Annotated in this window: 29 protein-coding genes; 10 read left to right on the forward strand and 19 right to left on the reverse strand. The window is 67.9% G+C overall.

All coding sequences use genetic code 11. The annotated features are described in order from the left end of the window. Positions 1-32 precede the first annotated feature (32 nt). From AC1C2T_RS02665 to AC1C2T_RS02700, 8 genes are all read left to right on the forward strand, one after another. Positions 33-506: a MarR family winged helix-turn-helix transcriptional regulator gene (locus AC1C2T_RS02665; protein ID WP_495384153.1), complete on the forward strand. Its 474-nt coding sequence runs from the start codon at positions 33-35 to the stop codon at positions 504-506. Between the two features lie 89 nt (positions 507-595). Further along, a complete protein-coding gene (locus AC1C2T_RS02670) occupies positions 596-1,510 on the forward strand; it encodes an alpha/beta fold hydrolase (protein WP_495384154.1) in 915 nt (304 codons plus the stop codon). A 158-nt stretch (positions 1,511-1,668) separates the two neighbouring features. Continuing rightward, entirely contained in the window at positions 1,669-1,995 is a 327-nt protein-coding gene (locus tag AC1C2T_RS02675) for a PadR family transcriptional regulator (protein ID WP_495384155.1), read from the forward strand. Then, entirely contained in the window at positions 1,992-2,348 is a 357-nt protein-coding gene (locus AC1C2T_RS02680) for a DUF1048 domain-containing protein (RefSeq protein ID WP_495384156.1), read from the forward strand. Before AC1C2T_RS02675 ends, AC1C2T_RS02680 begins: the two co-directional genes overlap by 4 nt. A gap of 1 nt (position 2,349) precedes the next feature. Further along, positions 2,350-2,676, forward strand: a complete 327-nt coding sequence (locus AC1C2T_RS02685; RefSeq protein ID WP_495384157.1) for a DUF1048 domain-containing protein — start codon at positions 2,350-2,352, stop codon at positions 2,674-2,676. 68 nt (positions 2,677-2,744) lie between these two features. Beyond that, complete coding sequence (locus AC1C2T_RS02690) at positions 2,745-3,416, forward strand: hypothetical protein (RefSeq protein WP_495384158.1); 672 nt, start codon at positions 2,745-2,747, stop codon at positions 3,414-3,416. A 74-nt stretch (positions 3,417-3,490) separates the two neighbouring features. After that, positions 3,491-3,793, forward strand: coding sequence for a hypothetical protein (locus AC1C2T_RS02695; protein WP_495384159.1), 303 nt, complete (start codon positions 3,491-3,493; stop codon positions 3,791-3,793). 71 nt (positions 3,794-3,864) lie between these two features. Next, positions 3,865-4,305 carry a nitroreductase family deazaflavin-dependent oxidoreductase gene (locus AC1C2T_RS02700; RefSeq protein WP_495361750.1) on the forward strand — a complete coding sequence of 147 codons (441 nt, stop codon included), beginning with the start codon at positions 3,865-3,867 and terminating at the stop codon, positions 4,303-4,305. Between the two features lie 153 nt (positions 4,306-4,458). On the opposite strand, the gene AC1C2T_RS02705 is transcribed toward AC1C2T_RS02700, so the two are convergent. The 8 genes from AC1C2T_RS02705 to AC1C2T_RS02740 all read right to left on the reverse strand — a co-directional run bounded on the left by AC1C2T_RS02705 (position 4,459) and on the right by AC1C2T_RS02740 (position 11,766). Beyond that, a complete protein-coding gene (locus AC1C2T_RS02705; RefSeq protein WP_495384160.1) occupies positions 4,459-5,613 on the reverse strand; it encodes an FAD-dependent oxidoreductase in 1,155 nt (384 codons plus the stop codon). After that, positions 5,606-6,394 (reverse strand): methyltransferase domain-containing protein, encoded by a 789-nt coding sequence (locus AC1C2T_RS02710; RefSeq protein WP_495384161.1) that lies wholly within the window; start codon positions 6,392-6,394, stop codon positions 5,606-5,608. Before AC1C2T_RS02710 ends, AC1C2T_RS02705 begins: the two co-directional genes overlap by 8 nt. Then, entirely contained in the window at positions 6,391-7,533 is a 1,143-nt protein-coding gene (locus AC1C2T_RS02715; RefSeq protein WP_495384162.1) for a type III polyketide synthase, read from the reverse strand. Before AC1C2T_RS02715 ends, AC1C2T_RS02710 begins: the two co-directional genes overlap by 4 nt. A gap of 58 nt (positions 7,534-7,591) precedes the next feature. Then, a complete protein-coding gene (locus AC1C2T_RS02720) occupies positions 7,592-7,975 on the reverse strand; it encodes an SHOCT domain-containing protein (protein ID WP_495361746.1) in 384 nt (127 codons plus the stop codon). Between the two features lie 4 nt (positions 7,976-7,979). Continuing rightward, positions 7,980-8,408, reverse strand: coding sequence for a DUF6325 family protein (locus AC1C2T_RS02725; protein WP_495384163.1), 429 nt, complete (start codon positions 8,406-8,408; stop codon positions 7,980-7,982). A 93-nt stretch (positions 8,409-8,501) separates the two neighbouring features. Further along, positions 8,502-9,722: an AI-2E family transporter gene (locus AC1C2T_RS02730; protein WP_495384164.1), complete on the reverse strand. Its 1,221-nt coding sequence runs from the start codon at positions 9,720-9,722 to the stop codon at positions 8,502-8,504. Next, a complete protein-coding gene (locus AC1C2T_RS02735) occupies positions 9,722-10,393 on the reverse strand; it encodes a GAP family protein (protein WP_495384165.1) in 672 nt (223 codons plus the stop codon). Before AC1C2T_RS02735 ends, AC1C2T_RS02730 begins: the two co-directional genes overlap by 1 nt. Before the next feature lie 71 nt (positions 10,394-10,464). Continuing rightward, positions 10,465-11,766 (reverse strand): ion channel protein, encoded by a 1,302-nt coding sequence (locus AC1C2T_RS02740; RefSeq protein WP_495384166.1) that lies wholly within the window; start codon positions 11,764-11,766, stop codon positions 10,465-10,467. 141 nt (positions 11,767-11,907) lie between these two features. On the opposite strand from AC1C2T_RS02740, the gene AC1C2T_RS02745 reads away from it, so the two are divergent. Further along, the gene (locus AC1C2T_RS02745) at positions 11,908-12,315 is read left to right on the forward strand and encodes an SHOCT domain-containing protein (protein WP_495361741.1); all 408 of its coding nucleotides are present in this window, start codon (positions 11,908-11,910) and stop codon (positions 12,313-12,315) included. A gap of 183 nt (positions 12,316-12,498) precedes the next feature. Here AC1C2T_RS02745 and AC1C2T_RS02750 read toward each other — a convergent pair whose 3' ends face one another. The 5 genes from AC1C2T_RS02750 to AC1C2T_RS02770 form a co-directional block, all read right to left on the reverse strand. Then, positions 12,499-13,053 carry a DUF998 domain-containing protein gene (locus AC1C2T_RS02750; RefSeq protein WP_495384167.1) on the reverse strand — a complete coding sequence of 185 codons (555 nt, stop codon included), beginning with the start codon at positions 13,051-13,053 and terminating at the stop codon, positions 12,499-12,501. Next, on the reverse strand, positions 13,035-13,658 hold the full coding sequence (locus AC1C2T_RS02755) for a hypothetical protein (protein WP_495384168.1): 624 nt from the start codon (positions 13,656-13,658) through the stop codon (positions 13,035-13,037). Before AC1C2T_RS02755 ends, AC1C2T_RS02750 begins: the two co-directional genes overlap by 19 nt. A 180-nt stretch (positions 13,659-13,838) precedes the next feature. Further along, a complete protein-coding gene (locus tag AC1C2T_RS02760; RefSeq protein ID WP_495361739.1) occupies positions 13,839-14,330 on the reverse strand; it encodes a DUF2017 family protein in 492 nt (163 codons plus the stop codon). Continuing rightward, on the reverse strand, positions 14,327-14,617 hold the full coding sequence (gene clpS, locus AC1C2T_RS02765; protein WP_495361738.1) for an ATP-dependent Clp protease adapter ClpS: 291 nt from the start codon (positions 14,615-14,617) through the stop codon (positions 14,327-14,329). Before clpS ends, AC1C2T_RS02760 begins: the two co-directional genes overlap by 4 nt. A gap of 227 nt (positions 14,618-14,844) precedes the next feature. Continuing rightward, on the reverse strand, positions 14,845-16,188 hold the full coding sequence (locus tag AC1C2T_RS02770; RefSeq protein ID WP_495384169.1) for a class I SAM-dependent methyltransferase: 1,344 nt from the start codon (positions 16,186-16,188) through the stop codon (positions 14,845-14,847). A 100-nt stretch (positions 16,189-16,288) separates the two neighbouring features. Between AC1C2T_RS02770 and AC1C2T_RS02775 the strand changes: the two genes are divergently transcribed. Then, entirely contained in the window at positions 16,289-17,005 is a 717-nt protein-coding gene (locus AC1C2T_RS02775) for a hypothetical protein (RefSeq protein WP_495384170.1), read from the forward strand. Between the two features lie 12 nt (positions 17,006-17,017). On the opposite strand, the gene AC1C2T_RS02780 is transcribed toward AC1C2T_RS02775, so the two are convergent. From AC1C2T_RS02780 to AC1C2T_RS02805, 6 genes are all read right to left on the reverse strand, one after another. Next, positions 17,018-18,049, reverse strand: coding sequence for a saccharopine dehydrogenase NADP-binding domain-containing protein (locus tag AC1C2T_RS02780; protein WP_495384171.1), 1,032 nt, complete (start codon positions 18,047-18,049; stop codon positions 17,018-17,020). Between the two features lie 86 nt (positions 18,050-18,135). After that, entirely contained in the window at positions 18,136-18,552 is a 417-nt protein-coding gene (locus AC1C2T_RS02785; protein WP_495361733.1) for a heat shock protein transcriptional repressor HspR, read from the reverse strand. Between the two features lie 9 nt (positions 18,553-18,561). Then, positions 18,562-19,566 (reverse strand): DnaJ C-terminal domain-containing protein, encoded by a 1,005-nt coding sequence (locus AC1C2T_RS02790; protein ID WP_495361732.1) that lies wholly within the window; start codon positions 19,564-19,566, stop codon positions 18,562-18,564. A gap of 119 nt (positions 19,567-19,685) precedes the next feature. Next, the gene (locus AC1C2T_RS02795; protein ID WP_495384172.1) at positions 19,686-20,285 is read right to left on the reverse strand and encodes a nucleotide exchange factor GrpE; all 600 of its coding nucleotides are present in this window, start codon (positions 20,283-20,285) and stop codon (positions 19,686-19,688) included. A 2-nt stretch (positions 20,286-20,287) separates the two neighbouring features. Further along, on the reverse strand, positions 20,288-22,162 hold the full coding sequence (gene dnaK / locus AC1C2T_RS02800; RefSeq protein WP_495361730.1) for a molecular chaperone DnaK: 1,875 nt from the start codon (positions 22,160-22,162) through the stop codon (positions 20,288-20,290). Between the two features lie 285 nt (positions 22,163-22,447). After that, positions 22,448-22,840: a DUF1801 domain-containing protein gene (locus AC1C2T_RS02805; protein WP_495384173.1), complete on the reverse strand. Its 393-nt coding sequence runs from the start codon at positions 22,838-22,840 to the stop codon at positions 22,448-22,450. Positions 22,841-22,973 lie beyond the last annotated feature (133 nt).

The raw sequence follows: 22,973 nt of genomic DNA on the forward strand, positions 1-22,973 counted from the left end.
TCTAACGCGTGCAAGTGCGGGAGAATCGACGCATGACACAGCGCTTTTCGGGCGAGTTGCCGATCCTCCTCATCGGCTCGTTTCGTTCGGTCATCAACGAGTTGCACGAGCATCTCCGAGACCTCGGCTACGACGACGTGCGGCCGCTGCATGGATTCGCGTTGCAGTCCATTCCCGAAGGCGGCGTGTCGATCAGCGAGTTCGCGCGGCGGCTCGGCGTGACCAAGCAGGCCGCGGCCAGAACGGCGGCCTCGATGGAGTCGCTGGATCTCGTCGACCGCGACGTCGATCCCCACGACTCACGCGCCTCCGTCATCACACGCACCCCTCGTGCGAACGACTTCCTCACCGCGAGTGGCCAGCTTCTCGGCGAACGGGAGGCGGGGTTGCGGCGGCAGCTCGGCGACCACCAGTACGAGACCATGATCAGCTGCCTCCAGCAGCTCAGCGACGCAGAGCCCTTCACGACCATTCCCGGTTGGCTGGGTCGAACAACGCGGGTATGAGCGTCCGACTGGAAATCGAAGGCAAATGATGCTGCGAGGTTCATTCCGCTTGCGGAACACGAACTTCAGCTGACACTACGCTCGACTCCATGGAATTCCCCCAGGATGCTCCGACCGAGGCAGAGACCAGTACTTGGCCGGGGCATCCTCAGGGGAGTCCCGGCTGGGCCCCGACGAGGGATGGCAGACGCCTCTTCTCCCAGGCCGTCGACGGCCCCGGGCCGACTGTCGTCTTCGAGGCCGGCATCGCTTCGACTCGTTCGATCTGGGGACTGGTTCAGCCGGCCATCGAAGGTGCGGCGCGATCGGTCGTCTACGACCGCGCCGGACTGGGCCTGAGCCCGCAGGCCGCAGGATCGCGACGGCTTCCCGCGCTCGCGGACGACCTCAACGACCTGCTCGATCACCTGAACGGAGAAGGCGAGAACGATGCAGGCTTCGTGCTCGTCGGGCATAGCTGGGGCGGCCCGATCGTGCGCCTCGCCGCATCCGCCCGACCCGAGCGAATCCGCGCTCTCGTGCTGGTCGATCCGGCAGATGAGGACTGCGAGCTCTACTACTCGCCGGCCACCGAACGAGCCGCTCGGATTCAGAACTCCCTGTTTCCCGGGCTCTCCCGCATCGGTCTGCTGAGATGGGTGTACGGACTCACGGCCGGATCCCTCCCGCCGCAGATCAGGGCGGATGTGCGGCGGGAGATGTACACGCCAGAGGCGGTCGCAACCCAGATCGCCGAATCGACATCGATGTCGGATGACCTCCGGGAGCTGCAGTCGGCGTCCATCGACCTTCCGGCGATACCGCTGACCATCGTCTCGGGAGGGAAGAGTGCCGGTGTCGGAGCGGAAGGGCGTCGCCAGCTCATCGCCGCGCATCGTGCGCGAGCGGAACGCGCCGAACATGGCCGGCACGTGATCGCCGAGCGTTCCGGCCACGTTGTCATGCTCAGCGAGCCCGAGATCGTTGTTGCAGAGATCCAACGGGTGCTGCACTCGTCATCGTGATGATCGGATCGGATCGCACAACGCAGTAGCCGAACAACCGAACAGCCGAACCGCGGTGTCCGGGGTCAGATTGCCCATCGGGTGCTGCCGGCTACTCTGTGATACGGTATAGCGGTACTCGGTGGCACCGAGTACCAGGGGCACTGAAAAGGACACACGTGGACGATCTGACGGAGATGCTGAAGGGCACGCTCGAAGGTTGCGTCCTTGAAATCATCGGCACCGAGGAGACCTACGGGTACGCCATCACTCGGCGACTGAACGATCTCGGATTCACCGACGTCATCGAGGGGACGGTGTACACCATCCTGCTGCGACTGGAGAAGAACGGGCTCGTCCAGGTGGCGAAACGGCCGTCGGGGCTGGGCCCGCCGCGCAAGTTCTATGCACTCAATGACGCGGGGCGAGAAGAACTCGCGACGTTCTGGGCGAAATGGGCGTACATCACATCACGGATCGACAAGCTCAAGGAGGGCGGGAGATGAACTTCTGGGAGACCATCACAGGCAGCGATCTCACCAGGGACTGGAAGGCGTTCGAAGTCCGGGCCGAGGCGCTACCGGCCGACTACCGAGCGGCGTGGGCGCAGATCATTGTTCATCTCTTTCCCTACGGAGACTTCACCGGTCGGAACCTGATGCCGATTCTCGACGGGGCCCTTGGGCTGCTCGAAGAGACAGCGGCCGATGAACAGAGCGTTCACGAGGTTCTGGGAGACGACATCGAAGGCTTCTGCGTGGCACTGGCCGGCGGAGAAGGTGCTCGAACCTATCGCGACCGGTGGCGCGAGCAGTTGAACAGGGACGTCGCAAGGAAATTGGGCCGGCTAGGAGGCTGACGTGGGTATTCAAGACATCATCGAAGGCAAGAAGCAGTGGCGGGCACACATGGCGCGGGTCAAGGCGCTCCCGCCGGACTACCAGATCGTCTACGAAGAGATGCAGAAGTACTTCTTCAAGGTCGGACCGATCGACTTGGCTGACGGGAACCTGCTCTCGGGGATCCTGGAATTCTTCGAGGAGGGCGTCGCGGCCGACAAGGGAGTCCTGGAACTCATCGGCAGCGACGTCGCGGCCTTCTGCGACGACCTGGTCAAGAACTCGCGCACCTACGCTGACCTCTATCAGGAGTCCATCCACGGGCAACCCGGCGGGGCGGAGAAGTAACACACGGGTAGCGTGCTGCGGTTGCGGTCGTCATCCGGCACGTGATGCCGATGTGGAAGGCTCATGCCATGGAAACATCCGCTGATCGCCCACAGATCGGACGCATCACCGTCGACCGAGCAGCGGTTCAGCAGCCGGGGGCAGAGCTCGGATCCGTGCTCGACAGCCTCGAGTTCGAGGTGTCGATCGAGGGGGTACCAGACGGCACCCCGATGCATGGCTGGCGAGTGCTTGCCCGACCGGAGTACGCCGTCGTGCTGGGAGCTCCGGTCGATGGAGGATCGAAGACGTGGCGGATCGCGCAGGTCGCACCGCCACGCGACGGATCGAAGACGGCACACGTGCAGGTCCATCCCGAACCCCAGCCCTTGCGACGGAGTCGCGCCGAGCGCGGCCGTGGTCTCGCCCTGCGCTGGCCCGGGGTTACTCGCGCGGAACCCGACCTCGACCGGCTGATGGTCGACGTCGTCAACACGGGTGAAGGACGATGGCGGCCTGACGGCGACACCTTCGTCGCAATCGGCTTCATCTCCCGCGCCGGTGAAGGACCTGGATCCGGCTCCTTCGCCTTCGTGAGCGGTCAGGGTCCGGCCCTCCCATTGGACGCCGGCGAATATGCGCGCGTGCACGTGCGACTCGATACGAACCAGTGGCGCGATCTGGAGCCGGGCGATTCGAGATCTCGGCAACGCTCATCGATCTCGGGATCCCCACCGAGACACCGCTCGAGGTCGAACTGACCGCTGAACAGATCGAGCAGCACCAACCGCGCACCGGTCGCGCACAACCGTCCGCCCCGGATCAGCGGCGTGCGATGGAAGAGCAACTCGAGGAGCTGCGCGCGCTGCTCGACGCGAGGGGCGAGCTCAGCGCCGTGCTCGAGGCCGTGACGTCGGCGGCGTCCGACGACGATGCACTGCTCGGCATTCGAGAGCTGCTCGACTGCTCGCCGGGCGCGGCCAGGATCGTCTACGACGCACCCCTCCGCCGATTCCGTTCGGCGAACACCGACCACCTTGCCCGGGAGGCCGAGGCGCTCGCGCGCGCGAGCGCTCGGGCGGACGAGCGAAGGAGCAATGATGCCCTGCAGGAGGCGCCCGGGGCGCTCGATCACTGAACGGATGCACCGCAGCGGAATGCCTCGGCTCGCCATCGGGTTATCGTCGAGGAACCGATCGAGGAGAACAGATGCCACTGGAAGGCGAGTACGAACCGAGCACGTCGAGCTGGGCGCGCAATCAGGCCGAGGCGTTCGAGGCGTCGAACGGCGAGAAGTCGAACACCCTGAAGGGGATGCCGATCATCCTGCTCACCACGGTCGGCGCGAAGTCCGGCAAGCTGCGCAAGACGGCACTCATGCGCGTCGAGCACGACGGCGAATACGCAGCTGTCGCGTCGCTCGGCGGTGCGCCGAAGCATCCGGTCTGGTACTGGAATGTGAAGAAGCACCCGCACGTCGAGCTGCAAGACGGCTCCGAGAAGCACGATTACGTCGCGCGCGAGCTCGAGGGCGACGAGCGCGAGCTCTGGTGGGAACGAGCCGTCGAGGCCTTCCCGCCGTACGCCGACTACCAGACGAAGACCGACCGCCAGATCCCGGTCTTCCTCCTCACGCGCATCACCCTCTGAGGCGCGGTCGCCGCCGTCGCCGGCCCACGTCGGAGGACGTCACCCGCGTCGGAGGACACCGGTCCGCGTCCTCCCACCGGACTCGCGTCCTCCGACACGCATCCGCGTGCCCGCGTCAGGCGTGGCGGCGCCGGCGCCGGGTGCGGGTGAGCGTCACAGCCAGCGCATCGTGAACGCCCGCGCGAGCACCGCCCGCAGCGGCGGCACGGAGAGTGTACGCACGGCAGCGTTGCGCAGCCGGAGCCGCGCACCGGCCGCCGGCGCGCCCATCGCCATGTTGAACGCGGCCTGGCGCATGGCGCGCGCCGCCGCCGACCGCCGCACTCGCGCATAACGGGTGAAGGCCTCGAACGGCGCCCCCGCGTCGAGCGCGGCGGTCAGATCGTGATGAAGGGCGAGCGCGTCGAGCCATCCGAGGTTCATGCCCTGACCGCCGATGGGGCTGACCTCGTGCGCCGCGTCGCCGACGAGCGCGACGCGGCCATGCGACATCCGCTCGGCCAGATGCTGCCTCGCCTCGAAGGCTGTCGGCGGCGACACCGACGCCTGATCGAGCTCGTCGCCCGTGCGACCGGCGACGATCGTCGCGAGCACACCGGCGTCGAGCCGCGCCGGCGGTCGCCGGACCCACGCGACCCAGCGACGCTGCCGCCCGGGCATCGGAAAGGACTCGACCACTCCGGCCGGCTCGAAGTGCAGCAGGGCCGTCGCCGGCTCGTCGGTGTCGTCGGGCGCGTCGCCCATCACGTAGTGCGCCCGGCCCGGCCAATCATTCCAGCCGATGCCGACGAGGCTCCGGATACCGCTGCGCACCCCGTCGGCCCCGACCGCGTAGCGCGCCCGCACCGTGACCTCTTCGCCACCACGATCAGCTGCGACTTCGACGTGGGTGCCCCGGTCGCGGATGCCGCGCACCTCTGTCGCCCGCTCGAGAGCGTCCGGGGCGAGCTCGCCGAGCCGCCGTTCGAGCATCGCCTCGGTCTCGACCTGCGGCAGCGACCAGACCGTGCCGGCGCGCCTGAATGACATCACGCCGAGCGTGCGCCCCTCGCACGTCACCCTGCCACCCCGGATCTCGACGGCCGCGGCCCGCACCGCACCGCCGATGCCTACAGCGTCGAGGGCACGCAACCCGGGCGGATGGATGCCGATCGCCCGTGACGACCCCGCGTGCGTGCGTGGGGCACGACGTTCGAGCACGATCACATCGCGGCGGCGCTGCGCGAGCAGGCAGGCGAGGAGGAGCCCGACGGGCCCGCCGCCCACGATGACCACGTCGTGCATCGGGTCGACGGATGCCTCAGACATCCGTGCCCCAGACGACCTCGAGCCGGGACGGGAAGGCCCGCCGCACAGCCCATCCTTCGGGCAGCACGGCCGCGAGCTCGGCCGCGGTGTGGCTGCGCCGGATCGACGTCAGCCCGTCGGGGCGAATATACGACCCGGCGAGCAGGTTGCCGGCGAACGGCAGCGTGCCGAGCCAGAAGCCCGCGTAGCCGAGACGCGTGCGCTCGATGTCGCCGTGAACGGCGATGCCGCCCGCCCCGAGCAACAGCTCGCTGTCGCGCAGCAGCGCTCCGAGCTCGCGGCCGTCGAGATGATGCAGCACGTGGTTCGACAGCACGAGATCGAAGTGCTCGCGCGCCTCGACGAGCTCACCGCTCATGGCACGGCTGAGCGTCAGCCCCGGTGTCGGCGGTTGGGCCGATGCCCACTCCATCGCGCGCGCGTCGGGGTCGATGGCCGTGATCTCGAGCTGCAGTCCGTCTTCGTCGGCCCAGCGCAACAGGCGGCGCGGCAGGTCGGCGCTGCCCGAGCCGATGTCGACGAGACGTGTGCCCCAGACCGGCGAGAGTCGCGGCCGCACCCACCGTCGGTACACCGCGCGTTCCCCCGACACCACGGCGTTCACGAGCCGGAACCGCTCGTAGGTCTTCGCGAGCATCGCCGGGTCGGCGGCGGGGTCGTCCATTAGCTCGGTGACCTCGTCGTCGCGTCGGCCGAGGCCACGGGTGTTCCCTGTGTCGCGCGCCTGCATGTGGCCATCGTAGGCGTCGGACGCGCGCGCCGCGCCCGACGCAGAGCTCACACCCGAATGGTCATGAGCGCCGACTCGACGGTGATCCCCGGGCCGAACGCCATCGCCGCGACCCGGTCGCCGTCGGCGGCTGCCTCGGAGTCGAGGATGTTCCGCAGCACGAAGAGCACGGTCGCGCTCGACATGTTGCCGTAGTCGCGCAGCGTCTCGCGCGCCGGCACGAGTTGCGCCTCGGTGAGCACGAGCCGCGACTCGACCTTGTCGAGGATCGACCGCCCGCCCGGGTGGATCGCCCAGTGCTCGATGGCGTCCGAGGAGCCGTCGGTCGCGAGCGCCGTCGCGAGGGCCTCGTCGTGCGCGAAGAGCGGCTCGAGCGCACCCGTGATGTGGTCGTCGATGATCGCCGGGATTGCGTTGGAGAGCACCATCTCGAAGCCGTGGTCGCCGATCTTCCACGCCATGTCGCTCTCGCCGACGGGCGTGATGCGTGTGGCGAAGCGGTCGAGGTCGAACGCCCGCTCACCGGGCGAGAGGGGCCGCGACGTGACGATGCCCGAGCCGGCCCCGTCGGCGAAGAGCGACGACGCGACGATCGTGTCGGGGTCGTTCGACGTGCGCAGATGCAGCGTGCAGAGCTCGACGGAGACGACGAGCACGACCGCCGAGGCATCCGCTTTCGCCAATTGCGAGGCGATGCGCAGTGCCGGAATCGACGCGTAACACCCCATGAAGCCGAGGTGATAACGCTCGACGCCGGGGTCGAGCCCCAGCTCGCGGGCGATCATGAAGTCGGGCCCCGGCGCGTAGAAGCCCGTGCACGAGACGGTGATGACATGAGTGATATCGGATGCCTCGATGCCCGGAGTCGCCTCGATGGCCCTGCGGCCCGCCTCGACGTAGAGCGGCGTGGCCTGCTCGGCGTAGATCTCGTTGCGCACCTTGGTGCCCGGGAAGAGGAGCTCGCCGGATTCGACGTCGAAGAACAAGGGCTCTTCGGGGTGCGCGTCGAAGCTCAGTTCGTCGAGCACCGTGTAGCGGGTCGCGATGCCCGACACGTTGAACGAGGTGGCGACGATGCGCTGGCCGAGGCGGTTCAGCCCAGGCTGGCCGGCGAACACGTCGCGCACCTCTTCTTGCACGAGAACAGTCGGCGGAACGACGGTCGAGACGCCCCTCAGAGTGACGGTCATGCCTCAGTGTATGCAGCCGAGCGGATGCCGCGAAAGGACTCGGACGAGGCTCGCACGATCACCCGAGCAGCTTCGCCTTGGCCGCGGCGAACTCGTCGTCGGTGAGGATGCCCTGCTCTTTCAGCGCGCCGAGCTTCGACAGCTCGCCGACGATATCAGAGCCGCCCGCCGAAGCGGCCGGAGCAGCCGGTGCTGCAGCGGCCTGCTGCGACGCGACGCCCATCGCCGCTTGCTGCTGCTGCGCCACCGCGGCCTGGGCCGCTGCGTCGACCTGCGCCTGCTGTTGCTGGGCCTCGTACTGCTGTCGCTCGTACTGGTCTTGGGACTTCTGCTGCTGGCGACGCTGCATGCCGCCACTGACGGCGGTGGCGGTTCCGGCGACGACTGCCGTGCGAGCGGCCATGCCGATCAGTCCGGGGCGTCCCATTCTTCTGAACGGCATCTTCCTACTCCTCTTCGGCTTCGGCGAGCGCGGCGTTCACGACGGGCGCGGGAATGCGTTCGGTCTGCAGCACGATGCCGCCGGCCGCGGCGAACTTCGAGGCGAGGCGCTTCGCCCAGACGAGCTCGATCGCGAGCAACGCGCCCGACGTGCCAGGCGGAATACCCTCGGCGAGTTCGGTGGCATCTTCATCGGCGACGAGGCCGATCGCTTCGAGCTCGACCGTGCCGAAGCCGTACTCGTCGCTCACGTCTTCGAACTCGGTGATCTTCACCGTGCCGTCTTCAGCCCGCGAGATCATGAGGAAGTCGAGCAACCTGATCTCGCCGCCCTCGATGAGCTCACGAATCGCCTCGAGGCTGCCTGCATCGGGGCGATCGCCCTCGAACCCCACGAGGTACAGGTCCACCGGACCGTATTCGAAATCCGCCATGATCTCCCCCAATCCACGTGGTTGCAGACTACGCGCGCAGCACCCCGGGACGCCAGAGTCCAGCGAAATCCTCGGCGGACGACGAACATCGGGTCACGACACGTTCGGGTCGCCCGACAGCCGGCGGAGCGCCCGTGTGTTCTCGTCGGGCTCGAGCAGCAGGGCCCGCACGAGCAGCGTGAGCGGGATGCAGAGGATCGCACCGATCGGCCCGATCACGAGAGTCCAGAACACGACAGAGAAGAAGGTCAGCGTGAGGCTGAGGCCCACGGCGTCGCTCACGAACTTCGGCTGCACGAGCACTTGCAGCACGACGTTGATCACGCTGTACGCGAGGATCACGACGAGCGCGAGCGGCCAGCCGCCGATGACGAGCGCGAGCACCGCGGGCGGGATGACGCCGATCACGAAGCCGATGTTCGGAATGAAGTTCGTGACGAACGCGAGGATCGCCCACACGATCGGGATCGGCACGCCGAGCGCCCAGAGCAGCAGGCCGTCGAGCACGGCGACGATGAGTCCGAACGTTGCGTTGACCACGTAGTACCGCCGCACGCTCGTGAAGTAGTGGGCGCCGATCACGTCACCCGCCGCTGTGCCGAACACGCGGCCGCCGCCGCGGCTGAAGCGCGAGGCATCCGCTGCCATGAAGATGACATAGGCGAGCACGAAGAAGAACGCCGTCGCGGCGCCGAGCACGGCATCGGCGACCCCCGCTGCGAAGGTGAGCAGCACCTCGGGGTCGACGGCGGCGGCCGTCGAAGCGGCCGACACGCTCGTGATTCCGAGCGAGGTGAGCCAGTCGTAGATCGCCTGAACGGTCGCGGTCAGCTTGTCGGCGTAGTCGGGCAGCATCTCGATGAACTGCACGGATGCCACGACGAGCAGTATGCCGAGCGCTGCGAGGATCAGGTAGGCGACGACGATCACCGCGGTCGTCGCGAGCCAGCTCGGCCAGCCGCGGCGTTCGAGCGGGCGGCGCACCGGGTGGGAGATGATCACCACGACCGCGGCGACGGCGGCGGGGGCCAGGATGTCGCGGGCGAACCAGATGCCGGCGAAGACGATCGCCGCGGCGGCGATCGTGAGCAGCATCCGCGTTCCGTGCGCGAGCCCCGCTCCCTGAGCCTGCCCTGTTCCCTGAGCCTGCCCTGTTGTTCCCTGAGCCAGCCCTGTTCCCTGAGCCTGCCGAAGGGAGCCGCCCGAGTCGCCCGCTTCGACGGGCTCAGCGAGCGACTCACGCTCAGCGAGCGACTCAGGCTCAGCGATCGACCCGGGCTCAGCGAGCGACTCGGGCTCAGTGGCATCCGTCATCAGAAGCTCCCGATTCCCTTGCCGATCACGACGACGCCGATGACGAGCAGCAGCACGGCCATGACCGTCGCGTTGTTGTGCACGAGCCACGCGCGGAGCGATTCGAGCGGGCCGCCCATCTTCTCGGCGGCGATGAGGTACGCGATCACGGGCACGGCGACGGTGCACGCGGCGATGATCGTGAAGATCACGACCGAGATCGTGATCTCACCGCCGCTCAGGCCGCCCGTGCCGATGATCACGCCCGCACCTGCAGCCATCAGCAGGTTCTTCGGGTTGACGGCTGCGAGCAGGAAGCCCAGCACACCCCCGCGAACCGTCGTCATCGAGTCGATCGCCGACATCCACTTCGGCAACGCCGCCTGCTCCCCCGGCTTCGGCCGGGTGCGCCACTGCCTCAGGGCGAGGAAGAGCAGGCCCGCACCGAGCAGGAGTTTGATGACACCGGAGATCGGCTTCGAGGCGTCGGAGTCCTGCTCGGGGATGATCGAGGCGAGCAGCGTGAACACCACGACCGCGACGACGATGCCGAGTACCCAGCCGATCAGGAAGCCGACGCTCGTGCCCTTCGCCTTCGGCGAGAGCAGCATGAGGATCGCCGCGATGATCGGGATCGGGCTGATCGCGATACCGAGTGCGAGCGGCAGGATGCTTCCGATGACCTCGCCCATCTGTGTACTCCCTGTCTGGCGGACGAAGCCGCCGTCGGTTACTGCTGAGCGAGCGGATGTCCCGCGCCGCATCACCCTGTTCGCGGTGCGCGACCGGCATCCGCCTCGGCACCATGCACCTCGGGCTCGATGCGGAATTCCGGCGCCCAGGTGACGAGCAACCACGCCGGCAGCACCACCACGCACAGGATCGGGAGCACGGCGATATCGCCGCAGACGGCGACCGCGAGGAACAGCGAGATCCAGCCGTCCCTGGTCACGACGAGCACGATGCCGAGCACGCCGCACGCCACAGCCAGGCCGATCGGCATCGACGGGATGAGGACGTGGCCGAGGAGACCGAGTGCGACGCCGATGAACGTCGCGGGGAAGACGCGACCGCCTCGGAACAAGGCACTCGCCGCGATGAGCAGCGCGAGGATCTTGATGCCTGCGATCGCAGCGAGTTGGGCGCCGTCCAGCTCATCGGCCTGGTTCAGCAGCTCGCCCATCTGCGTGAGCCCCTTGAACATGGTGATCGGGCCGCCGAGCATGCCGAGCAGGCCGAGCAGCACGCCGCCAACGGTGGGAATCAGCACGGGGTGGCGCAGCGCGTGCAGGGCACGGTAGATCCAGGGGAACGCGAACAGTGCTGCGAGCCCCACTATCGTCGCACCACACGCGACGAGCGCGCCGGTGGCGAGGTCCCCGGGTTCGACTTGGCCGATGGGCGGCAAGCTGAAGGCGAGCGGCGGCGCGCCGAGGAGGTGCATCGTGATGGAACCGGCACCGGCCGCCGCGACCGGCAGGAAGAGACGGTCCCAGAGCGACCCGCCCGACTTCAGCGCGGCCACGATGCCCGTGAAGACGAGCGCGGCGGCCACGGGTGTGCCGAACAGGGCGCCGATCGTGCCCGATGCGGCGAGCAGGGTCGTGAGCTGGGCGGGCACCTGCGGCATGAACCGTGCGACGACCGCCACGAGGATCGCCGTGTTGATGGCGATGATCGGGTTCTCGGGGCCGAGGCTCACGCCGCCCGCGAGCCCGAGCACGGTGACGAGAGCGAGCCCGGGCAGGGTCGCGACCGGCAGCGGCGGCCCGACGAGCTCGGTGGTCGCCGAGTCGGGCCCGCCGTGCCCCGGCACGAATCGCAGCGCGAGCCCGACGGCGAATCCCGTGACGGTGAGTACGAGGAGGATCCACCATCCCGACGGGTCGACGCCGAGCGCCTCGGGCGCCGCCTCCCAGATCAGACTCTGCAGCCCACCCGACACCCGATCGAGCGCCCACAGCACGAGCGCCGACACGATGCCGATGACGAGCGCCGGTACGGCGAGTACGAGCAGTCGCCGCGGCGAGACATCCGGATCCCTCGCTGGCAGGGCAAGTGTCATCGTTCCGCCTCCCGCGGCCAGAGTATCGCTGTGGTGGTCGAAGCGTGGTTGTTCGAAGTATGGACGCGCCGAGCCGCCAAGCGATAGGTTTCACCTCAGCGGCGCTCCTGGGGGGCGCTCACTCAGTGAAAGGCTGCGCATATGAGTTTCTGGACGAATTTCTGGGACCTGATCTGGTGGTTCCTTTGGATATTCGCGTTCATCGCCTACCTGTATGCGCTGTTCGCGATCATCGCCGACCTGTTCCGGGACCAGAAGCTGAACGGCTGGTGGAAGGCATTGTGGATCATCTTCCTCGTCTTCGTGCCGTTCCTCACCGCGCTGGTGTACCTCATCGCCCGGGGCAAGGGCATGGCAGAGCGCGCGCAGAAGGACTACAAGCAGGCCGAAGCCGCGACCCAGGAGTACATCCGTCAAACAGCCGGGGCCCACAGCCCTGCAGATGAGATCGCGAAGGCCAAGGGCCTCCTCGACTCGGGCACCATCACCCAACAGGAGTACGAACTGCTGAAGGCCAAGGCGCTCGGGCACCCCACGCAGAACGTCTGATCTCAGACGGCAGCTGAGAGGGTCGGATGCTTCGGCATCCGACCCTCTTCGCGTCCCTGCAGATCGAGGAGGCCCCTCACTGCAGGTCGAGGAGACCCGTCCCTGCGGGTTGAGGAGGCCGCCCGCGGCCGTCTCGAAACCCACCCTGGGCGAGCAGGTTCCGAGACGTTCCTTCGTCGCTCGTCAACCAGCGGGTGCGGGTGCGGGAATCTCCGAGACCGGCGTCGCCGAGACATCCGTCGCCGGCTGCCCGTGCATCGCACTCGAGTTGCGGAGGAAGACGATGATCCAGCTGAAGATCAGCACTGATGCCACGAGTTCGACGGCGGTGAGGTTGTAGTACCCGGTCGTGAAGAACACGGCGAGCACGACGATCACGCCGACGTAGACGTATCCGAGCAGGATGAACACCTTCGGCATCGACGGGATGAACCAGCGCAGCCCGATCACGAGCACGGCGAATGCGATCGTCATGCCCGTCGCGACGGTGTTGTGCACGATGAAGAACCGGTCGACCGGGAAGATTCCGACGCATCCGAGGAAGATCCCGAGCAGGATCATGCCGACCCGCACGATGTTGCGACCGCGCACCTCTGCGGGCGTCGTCGTCGGCACGGCCGCCGTCGCGTACCGGGCGATCGTCGTGACGATCACGCCGGCGATGATGAGCGTCATGTTGAATGCGAGCGCCGAGACATCGTTCGTCATGCCGAGCGCGCTCAGGTTCTGCGCCACCACAGTGGATTGCTCGAGCTGAGCATGCTCGCGAGCCCACCGACGACGAGGAACAGGGCGAGCACGAACGACAGCAGCATCGGCGTGAGGTGGGCGGCGGAGAGGAACACCGCGTAGGCGGTGACCGCCATGCCGACCCCGGCGAGAATCGCTCCGGGCAGTGCGAAGACGACGGCACCTTGGAAGCTGCGCTCGAGCAGGTCGGCGAGGCCGACCCAGCCGAGGAGCGCGATGAACGCATGCGCGAGGGCGATCGCGGTGAGGTCGAACCAGTGGATGTGCGCTCCGGGTGCGTCGAGACCCGGCAGCTTCGCCTCGGCCAGACCCGCGGCGCTACGCGTGCGCAGAGCCAGGCGGCCGAGCACGAACGCGATGAGCGTGGCGATCGCGGCGCCGACGCTCACGAATTCGCCGAGCGATCCCGGGCCCGCGATCTCCAGGTCTCGGCCGAGGAAGACGAGCCAGGCGACGAGCCCGCCGACGACGAAGGTGGCGGCGCCGATGAGCAGGGCGATCGATTCGAGCGATTCGGCATTGGCCGCCGGATGCCGCAGCACTCGTGCGATCGACGACGGTTCGTGAGTGATGTTCGCGGTGTCTCGGCTCACGTGCTCAGCTTGCCATGATCCACCCGCCGGTCGAGGAGCGACGCAGGAGCGTCACCTCGTTGTTCGAGTAGCGACGCAGGAGCGTCACCTCGTTGGTCGAGTAGCGACGCAGGAGCGTATCGAGACCCGTAACCAGGTCTCGATACGGCGCTGGCGCGCCTACTCGACCAGCGGTGGTCTTCAGCCTTTGATCGGGTCGAGCACCTCGAGCATCGAGCCCTGCACGAACCCGGCCCACTCGTACGCCGCACGCAGGTAGTCGTCGCGGGTCTCGTCGGACTCGGTCTCGTCTTCGTCGACGATGCCGACCCGCTCGGCGAGGATCAGCCGCAGGTCGGTGAGGAACGTCAGCCAGCCCCACGCCTCCGACTGGTCGAGCTCGATCTGCACGAGCCCGGCCTGCACGTCGACGGCGGTCGCGTCGCGCACGCGCTGCGCCGCCTGGCGCTTGCCGTCGACGAGGTTGTCGCGGGTGTAGCGGGTGAAGTCGTGCGCCGCGGCCGCATCGTCGGGGTAGGCGTCGGGCAGCAGCCGGCCGAGCGCCGGGTCGTCGACTTCGCCGAGCAGCAGCACCGAGTCGACCTGGTCGGCGAGCTCGGAGAGGAGCATTGCCTCTTCGATCTCGAGCACGATGCGAACCCCCTCGCCGCCGCCGAGGCCCGCGACGATCACGGTTCGCCTTTCGCGACGGTCGCCTGGAGACCGTAGCCGTGCATCGCCTGCGCGTGCCGCTCCATGGCCTCGCGGTTGCCGGTCGCCACGATCGCCCTGCCCTCGGTGTGCACGAGCAGCATGAGGCGTTCGGCCTCCTCGCGGGGGAACCCGAAGTAGCTGCGGAACACGTAGCTGACGTACGTCATGAGATTCACGGGGTCATCCCACACGATCGTGCGCCACGGCACCTCGGCCGTGGCACGCACGGCGCGATCGGTGTCGAGTTGCTCGATGGTGGTCGTCATTGCTCAAGCCTGACACGATGCGGCGATGCCCGCATCCCGCAGGTAGCGTCGAACGGTGACTGAACGCATCGATATCGACGAGCGATCGGGCAACTCTCGGCGAGCGATGTGCTCTTGGGTCACGGCGCGGTCGGCGCGGTCGCGGGCGAGTCGCGCTCGGTGAGGATCAGCCGGTGGAGACCGACTTCATCGATCCGTCGCGCTTCTCGCGCTGATCGCGCGGTCGGTCACGCCGCCGCTCGTCGCGAGGCAGTGACCGTGAACTTCGCGTTGCGCGCGATCTGACGGGTCGGGCCGACGACGTGTTCGAGCAACGGCCGGTAGCGCAGGTGCGAGTTGAACACACACCAAAGCTCGCCGCCCGGGGCGAGCACGCGCGCGGCGTCGGCGAAGAGGTGGGCGGCAATGCCGGTCGAGATCGCCGCATCGCTGTGGAACGGCGGGTTCAGCACGATGAGCGGCTCGCTCGCATCGGCGAAGGACTCGAGGCCGTCGGCGTGCGAGACCTGCACCCGGTCGGTGACTCCGTTCGCCTCGGCGGTCAGCCGAGCGGATGCCGCGGCCGACGCCGAACGATCGGTCGCCGTCACCCGCAGCCCGGGTCGCGCTCGCGCGAGCCACGCCGCCACGATGCCCGTGCCGCACGCGAGATCGACAGCGGTCGGGGCATCCGGAACCGCGTCGGCCAGCTGCTCGAGCAGGAACCGCGTGCCGATGTCGATGCCGGTGCCCGCGAAGACCCCGCCGTGCGCAACGACCACGAGGTCGACGTCGTCATGCCGAGTGCGTCGCGGCCAGTTGCCATCCGTTTGTCGAGTAGACCCCGCGACCTGGTCTCGATCGGCATCCGTCGGTCGAGGAGACCCCGCGACCTGGTCTCCATCGGCATCCGTTGGTCGAGTAGGCGCGCCAGCGCCGTATCGAGACCCCGCGACCTGGTCTCGATCGGCATCCGTTGGTCGAGTAGGCGCGCCAGCGCCGTATCGCGACCCCGCGACCTGGTCTCGATACGCTCCTTCGTCACTCCTCGACCGACGAGGCAAGCGTGCCATCAACACGCGCGACTTCTGGCGCGCATGACTCACGTCCAACCGCTCGAAGTGCCGTGCGAGCACCTCGTTCATCGCGAGCGACATGTGCTTGATGCGACCGCCGGCGACGACCACGACGTCGCGATGGGCATTCGCCGCGATGAGCTCCGCCAGTTCGTCGAGCCGGTCGAGCGAGCGCGGCAATCGCAACACCACGAGGCGTGCGCCCTCGAAGAGCTCGGCGCCGAGCGGCATCGACTGCGCCGCACCCTCGAGCCGCAGTCGACGGGCGTTCTCGACGAGCGCGCGCTCACCCGTGATGAGGTCTTGGTGCACCCTGATACCGCGGGCCCCGGCATCCGCCGCAGCGAGCGCGAGCGCCCCGTACGAGTCGTCGACGACGACGAGTTCGCCCTCGCCGACCCCACCGATCATGGCGGCGGCTTCGTCGAGGATCAGCCGGTCCGCGGCATCCGATGCCTCGAGGCCCGGCCCTTCGACATCGGGGCGCCGCTGCAGCGCACCGAAGTCGAAAGCCATCCCCCAAGGGTACGCGGCGACCGATGCTCAACCGGTGCGCCTGGTCACGGACGATCTTGCTGGGTGCGGCGCTCGGTGAGGTTTGCTACTCTCGTGCCGCATGCAGGACGCACAGACCGGGGGACGGCGGGCGGCGCGACATGGAGTCGCGACGCCCGTGACGCGTACCCCGCGCAACGTGCGCTCCCCGCGCCGCTCGCTCGCGGCGGCGGCCGTGCTCTCGGTCATCGGGCTCCTCGCGGGCCTCACCCTGGCACCGTTGCCGCAGCCCGGCGGAGTACTCCCTCTCGCCTCGGCGAATACGCCGCACTCGGGTGACGCGCAGGATTTCAGCGTCGCAGCGGATGTCGCGGCGGCGGCCATCTCACACGAGTCCTACGTCGCGACCACCGGAGAGCAGGCTCTCGTCGCCGGTGGCACGAACGTCGACTGGGCCAAGCTCGTGCTCATCGAGGGCGCCTGGCCGGTCACCGAAGAGAACATCACGTTCATGATGCGCTGGATGCGTCAGGAGAACGGCGCCGACAACTGGTGGAACCGCAACAACCCCCTGAACAACGGGCAGGGTTCGGGCGGCGGCTCGGGACTCGGTAGCTACGCCACCCTCATGGAGGCCGCCTTCTACGCAGCGCAGAACCTGAAGTCGGGCCGCTACCCCGACGTCGATGCCGCACTTGCACGCGGTGATTCTGCCGACGCGACTGCGCAGGCGATCTGGGCGTCGGCCTGGGCGTCGAGCCACTACGGCAACGGCACCCACTGGAGCTCGCGGCCCTATGAGGTCATCGAAGCGCCCGCCTCGGCCTGGGGTCGCTGAGCTCAGCTGAGCTCAGCTCGGCAGGTCGACCGTCACATGCGGCGACAGTGAGCGGAGGAAGTCCGCGGCGTCGAACGCTGCGCCCGCCGAGACCACGCCAGTTGCGCGGGTGCGCCCGCTGAGCACTCGCTCGACGGCTTCGACCGCGAGCGGCGCCGTGACCGCGTAGATGTCCTGCCCTCGGGCGACGGCTCGCCGCTCGACGCCGGCCGCCCGCACCACGACGTCGACGACGAAGGTCTGGTCTGAGCGCCCGTGCTCATCGACGGCTGTGGGCGCAGGCGTGTCGACGCTCGCCAGATCGCGTGCGGCCTCCACGCTCATGTAAGTGCGGACCTCGCGAGCGGCGATGTGACTGGGAATGGTCACGACGTCGGCCATGGTGAACTCTGCGATCACGCGGCGCAGACCCAACGGCTCTGGGAAGCTCCACTCCTCCTCAGCGGTCGAGTCGTCGCGGTACTCGAGCGCGCCAGCGGTGAATCGCACGCGACGACCGGCACGCCGCTGTCCGGAGACCCGGCCGGCCACCCGCGTGCCCGCCGTGGGGTGCCAGCTGCTCAACCCGTAGGCGACGTGCACCTCATCGGCCGCGGCCGATTCCCCGATCGCCGCTGTCGCCAGCAGGTCGCCCAAGCCACCGAAGAACGCCATGGCCGGCAGTACGATCGTGCCCGCCGCCCGTGCGGCCTCGGCGTAGTCGGCGAACATCGACGCATTCGCCTCGATCTCCGCGGCAACATCGATGTACGGGATGCCCGCGCGGAGCGCGGCCTCGACAACCGGGCCCGCGGTCACCGCGAACGGGCCGGCGCAGTTGATGACCGCAGCGGCGCCCGCCAACGCGGCATCGAGCGCCGCAGGATCGTCGACCGTCGCCGGTCGCACGACGATCTCGCTCCACTCGGCGGCGAGTGCGGCCAGCTGCGCCCGGTCGCGCCCTGCGGCGATCGGCGTGAAGCCGCGCTGGAGGAGTTCGGCGACGACGAAGCGTCCCGTGTGACCGGTCGCTCCGTAGACGACGACCGTATTCGCTGTTCCCATGCCACCCTGATCTCTTGTTCCGACGAGTACATCGTGGCAGCTCGAGGATGCCCCGCGATCGGATGGATTCCCGGGATTCGGGTGGCCTACCCGCGTTCCAGCGGCCGCCACACGACGACGGCGTTCTCGCGTCTCATGCGAGTGCCGGCTCGAAGAGAAACGACTTCTCCGGCAGACCCTGCGGCGAACACGCGGCGCCCCGGGCGGTTCAGCATCTCGTCGGCGAGCGCGGCCTCGAGCTCGTGGACCCGCGCCCGCAGCGCGGTCACCTCGTCTTCGAGACCGAGCACCCGGCGGATGCCCTCGAGGTTCACACCCTCGCTCGAGAGTTGCGCGATCTCGCGCAAGTGCACGACGTCGCGCATCGAGTAGCGCCGCGACTTGCCCGCGGTGCGGGTGGGCGACACGAGCCCGAGCCGGTCGTACTGGCGCAGGGTCTGCGGGTGCATTCCAGCGAGTTCGGCGGCGACCGAGATGACGAACAGCGGGCTCATCTCGTTCATCTCCACCGCCTATGCCTTCGCCTTCGAGAGCAGCTCGTCGCGCGGATTCTCGTCGGGCAGTAGCGCGGCGAACTCCGCGAGCTTCTCCTCGGCGTCTTTCGAGAGGTGCGAGGGCACCGCGATCTGCACGACCGCGAGGAGGTCTCCTGTGCCCTTGGTGGTCTTCACGCCACGACCCTTGACGCGCAGCACGCGCCCGCTCGGGGTGCCAGGTGCGACACGCAGCTTGACGGGGTCGCCGCCGAGGGTCGGCACCTGGATGGTCGCGCCGAGCGCCGCCTCGGCGAAGGTCACCGGCACGTTGACCCGAAGGTTCAGGCCGTCGCGCTCGAACACGGGGTGCTTGCGCACGCTCACGGTGAGCACGAGGTCGCCGGGCTCGCCGCCGTCGGGCGACGGATGGCCCTTGCCGCGGAGCTTGATCTTCTGGCCGTCGGCGACACCGGCAGGTATGCGCACGGTGATCGGCTTGCCGTCGGAAGTCTGCAGGGTGATCTGCTCACCTTTGGTGGCGGTGACGAAGTCGAGGGTCGTCGACGCCGCGACATCCCGACCCTTCGATGGGCCGCCCTGACCGCGATAGCCGCCGCTCGGCTGGCCGAAGCGGCCGCCGCCGAAGAGCCCGCCGAGCAAGTCGTCGTAGTCGCCGCCCTGCTGGAACGTGTACGACTGGCTGCGGCCCCCGCCGCCCTGGCCGAACATGCCACCGAAGACGTCTTCGAAGCCGCCCGCACCGCCCGCGCCACCCGCGCCACCGGGCGCGGTGAACCGAGCGCCCGAACCCATGGCGCGAACCGCGTCGTACTCCTTGCGCTGTTCGGGATCGGAGAGCACCGAGTGCGCTTCGCTGATCTCCTTGAACTTCGCTTCGGCTGCGGCGTCACCCGCGTTGGAGTCGGGGTGGTACTTGCGTGCGAGCTTGCGGTACGTCTTCTTCAGCTCTGCGTCGCTCACGTCTTTGGAGACGCCGAGCACTTTGTAGAAGTCCTTGTCGAACCAATCCTGACTGGCCATCGGCACCTCCTCTTCTGAAATCTAGTCGTGTGTGTCGGTCGAGTAGCGCGAAGCGCGTATCGGGACTCTTGTGACGGGTCTCGATACGCTCCTTCGCCGCTACTCGACCAACAGGATCGTCACGCCTGCGGCGTCTTCACGACGACCTTCGCCGCGCGAAGCAGCGTGCCGCCGAGGGTGTAGCCCGTTTCGACGACGTCGGCGACCGTCTCGGTCTCGACTTCGGCGGATGGCTGCTGGAAGATCGCCTCGTGCCGCTGCGGGTCGAACGGCTCGCCGACCTCGCCGAACGCGGTGAGACCGAGCTTCTCGACCGCACCGCGCAGCTTCGCGGCGATCGTCGCGAATGGCGCGTCGCCCTCGAGGTCGCCGTGCTTCTCAGCACGGTCGAGGTCGTCGAGCACGGGCAGCAGTACGGCGACGGCCGCACCCACCGCACGCTCACGCTCGACCTCGCGGTTCGCTTCGGTGCGCTTGCGGTAGTTGGCGTACTCGGCCGTGATGCGCTTGAGGTCGGCGAGGTGCTCGTCGCTCGGCTCCTTCACCTCGGCCTGCGCCGCGTTCAGGATGTCGTCGACCGTGAGCACCTCTTCGTCTGCGCCATCGCCCGCCGAGCCCGTCGAAGCGGATGCCGCGGCATCCGTCTCGATATCGGGCCCTTCGGCCTGGATGAACTCGTCATCCAGACCGTCGTGCTCGTTCTCGTGCTGGTCGGACATGGCTACTTCTTCTCTTCGTCGTCGTCGATGACCTCGGCGTCGACCACGTCTTCGTCAGAGGACTGGTCGCTCTCGGCGCCCGACGCGTTCGCATCTTCGCCGGCCGCGGCGCTCGCGCCGGCCTGCTGGCCCTGCGCGTAGATCGCCTCGCCGAGCTTGCCCTGCGATGCGTTGAGCTTCTCGAAGGCCGACTTCACGGCCTCGTCGTCTTCGCCTGCGAGCGCCGACTTCAGCGCATCGACATCGCCCTGCACCTCGGACTTGACGTCAGCGGGAAGCTTGTCGTCATTGTCCTTGATGAGCTTCTCGATCGAGTAGACGAGCTGCTCGGCCTGGTTGCGGGTCTCAGCCGACTCGCGACGCGCCTTGTCTTCGGCAGCGTGCTCTTCAGCCTCGCGCACCATGCGGTCGATGTCGTCTTTCGGGAGGCTCGAGCCGCCCGAGATCGTCATGCGCTGCTCCTTGCCGGTGCCCTTTTCTTTCGCGGACACGTGCACGATGCCGTTGGCGTCGATGTCGAACGTGACCTCGATCTGCGGGATGCCCCGCGGCGCCGGCGCGATGCCGGTGAGCTCGAAGGTGCCGAGCGGCTTGTTGTCGCGGGTGAACTCGCGCTCGCCCTGGAAGACCTGGATCGCGACCGACGGCTGGTTGTCGTCGGCGGTCGTGAAGGTCTCGCTGCGCTTCGTGGGGATGGCCGTGTTGCGCTCGATGAGCTTCGTCATGATGCCGCCCTTGGTCTCGATGCCGAGGCTGAGGGGGGTGACGTCGATGAGGAGCACATCCTTGCGCTCGCCCTTGAGGACGCCCGCTTGGAGGGCCGCACCGACGGCGACGACCTCATCGGGGTTGACGCCCTTGTTGGGCTCCTGGCCGGTCTCTTTCTTGACGAGCTCGCTGACCGCGGGCATGCGCGTCGACCCGCCGACGAGCACGACGTGCGCGATGTCGGAGAGCTTGACGCCCGCCTCGCGGATGACGTCTTCGAACGGCTTCTTCGTGCGGTCGAGCAGGTCGCTCGTCATGTTCTCGAACTCGGCGCGCGTGAGCGTCTCGTCGAGGTTCGCGGGGCCATTCTCGGTGAGCGAGAGGTAAGGCAGCTGGATCGAGGCCTTCATGTTCGAAGACAGCTCTTTCTTGGCCTGCTCCGCTGCCTCCTTCAGGCGCTGCTTGGCGATCTTGTCGTTGGAGACGTCGACGCCGGTGGTCTCCTTGAACTTCTTGATGAGCCAGTCGACGATGCGCTGGTCCCAGTCGTCGCCGCCGAGGCGGTTGTCGCCCGCGGTCGACTTGACCTGGATCGTCGAGAAGTCGTCGTCTTTGCCCACCTCGAGCAGGGAGACGTCGAACGTGCCGCCACCGAGGTCGAAGACCAGGATGAGCTCGTCTTCCTTGCCCTTGTCGAGGCCGTAGGCGAGGGCGGCCGCAGTGGGCTCGTTGATGATGCGCAGCACGTTGAGGCCCGCGATCTCGCCGGCCTCCTTGGTAGCCTGGCGCTCGGCGTCGTTGAAGTACGCGGGCACGGTGATGACCGCGTCGGTGACGGTGTCGCCGAGGTACTGCTCGGCGTCGCGCTTCAGCTTCTGCAGGATGCGCGCCGAGATCTCTTGCGGCGTGTACCGCTTGCCGTCGATCTCGTCGGTCTTCCAGTCGGTGCCCATGTGGCGCTTGACCGACGCGATGGTGCGGTCGACGTTGGTGACCGCCTGGCGCTTCGCGGTCTCACCGACGAGCACCTCGCCGTCTTTCGTGAATGCGACGACCGACGGGGTGGTACGAAGACCCTCCGCGTTGGCGATGACTGTGGGCTCTCCGCCCTCGAGGACCGCGACGACCGAGTTGGTGGTTCCGAGGTCGATTCCTACTGCACGTGACATGTGTTTTCTCCTTCTCTCCACCCGCCGCCCGAGTGGCGTGCGACGCCGTCGCACGCGTATCGAGACCCGCGGGCCGGATGCCGGTTCGACCCTTGCTGGCCCGCAACCGAAGTACGTGTGACAAGACTTGAGCCTTGCCGACTCAAGCTTCGCAGCCCCTCGGGAACGTGTCAAGTGGAGGCGTGAAACTTGAGCGTACTTGACTCAACTTTCGGATGGCGTCCAGTATTCCTGCGGATCGAGAGCGCGCCAGCCGCGAGAGAACGTGGCTCGGGGCGTCTTCCGCTACGCCTCGGCCAGCCAGGCCCGGATGACCGCGATGATCGCGTCGCGCTTCTCGGCGAGCTGCGACTGCTCAGGCAGCGCGAGGCTGGCCCGAATGTCGGAATGCCACGTGAGCAGGCCGGCTGGATCACCCGCGAAGGTCGGCACAGCGCTCTTGTCTTCGGGTCGTTCGGTGCCGAAGTGCAGCACGAGCCGCACGGGCCCCTTGCCGGCCGCGTTGATCGTGAGCCGGTCGACACCATCGAGCGTGTAATCGGGCGAGTTCCACTTGACGATCTCGGTCAGTGCAGGCTCGGCTTCGTGCACGACGGCGCGGAGCGATTCCACGTCAGCACGTCGGTTCGGCTCTTGCGCGGTGAGGAACTCATCGACGGTGGCGAAGCGCTCAGGCATACGGCGAGCATACGGCTGGCCACTGACATCGGCGAGCGAATCGGGCCGCACGCCGCTACATCCGCTCGCGACCTCTTCGCCACTGGTCACATCGGCTCTCGGCCGAGCGCCCGGAGATCGATCACTCCGGGCG

The sequence above is a fragment of the Agromyces sp. Y558 genome (assembly GCF_059445415.1).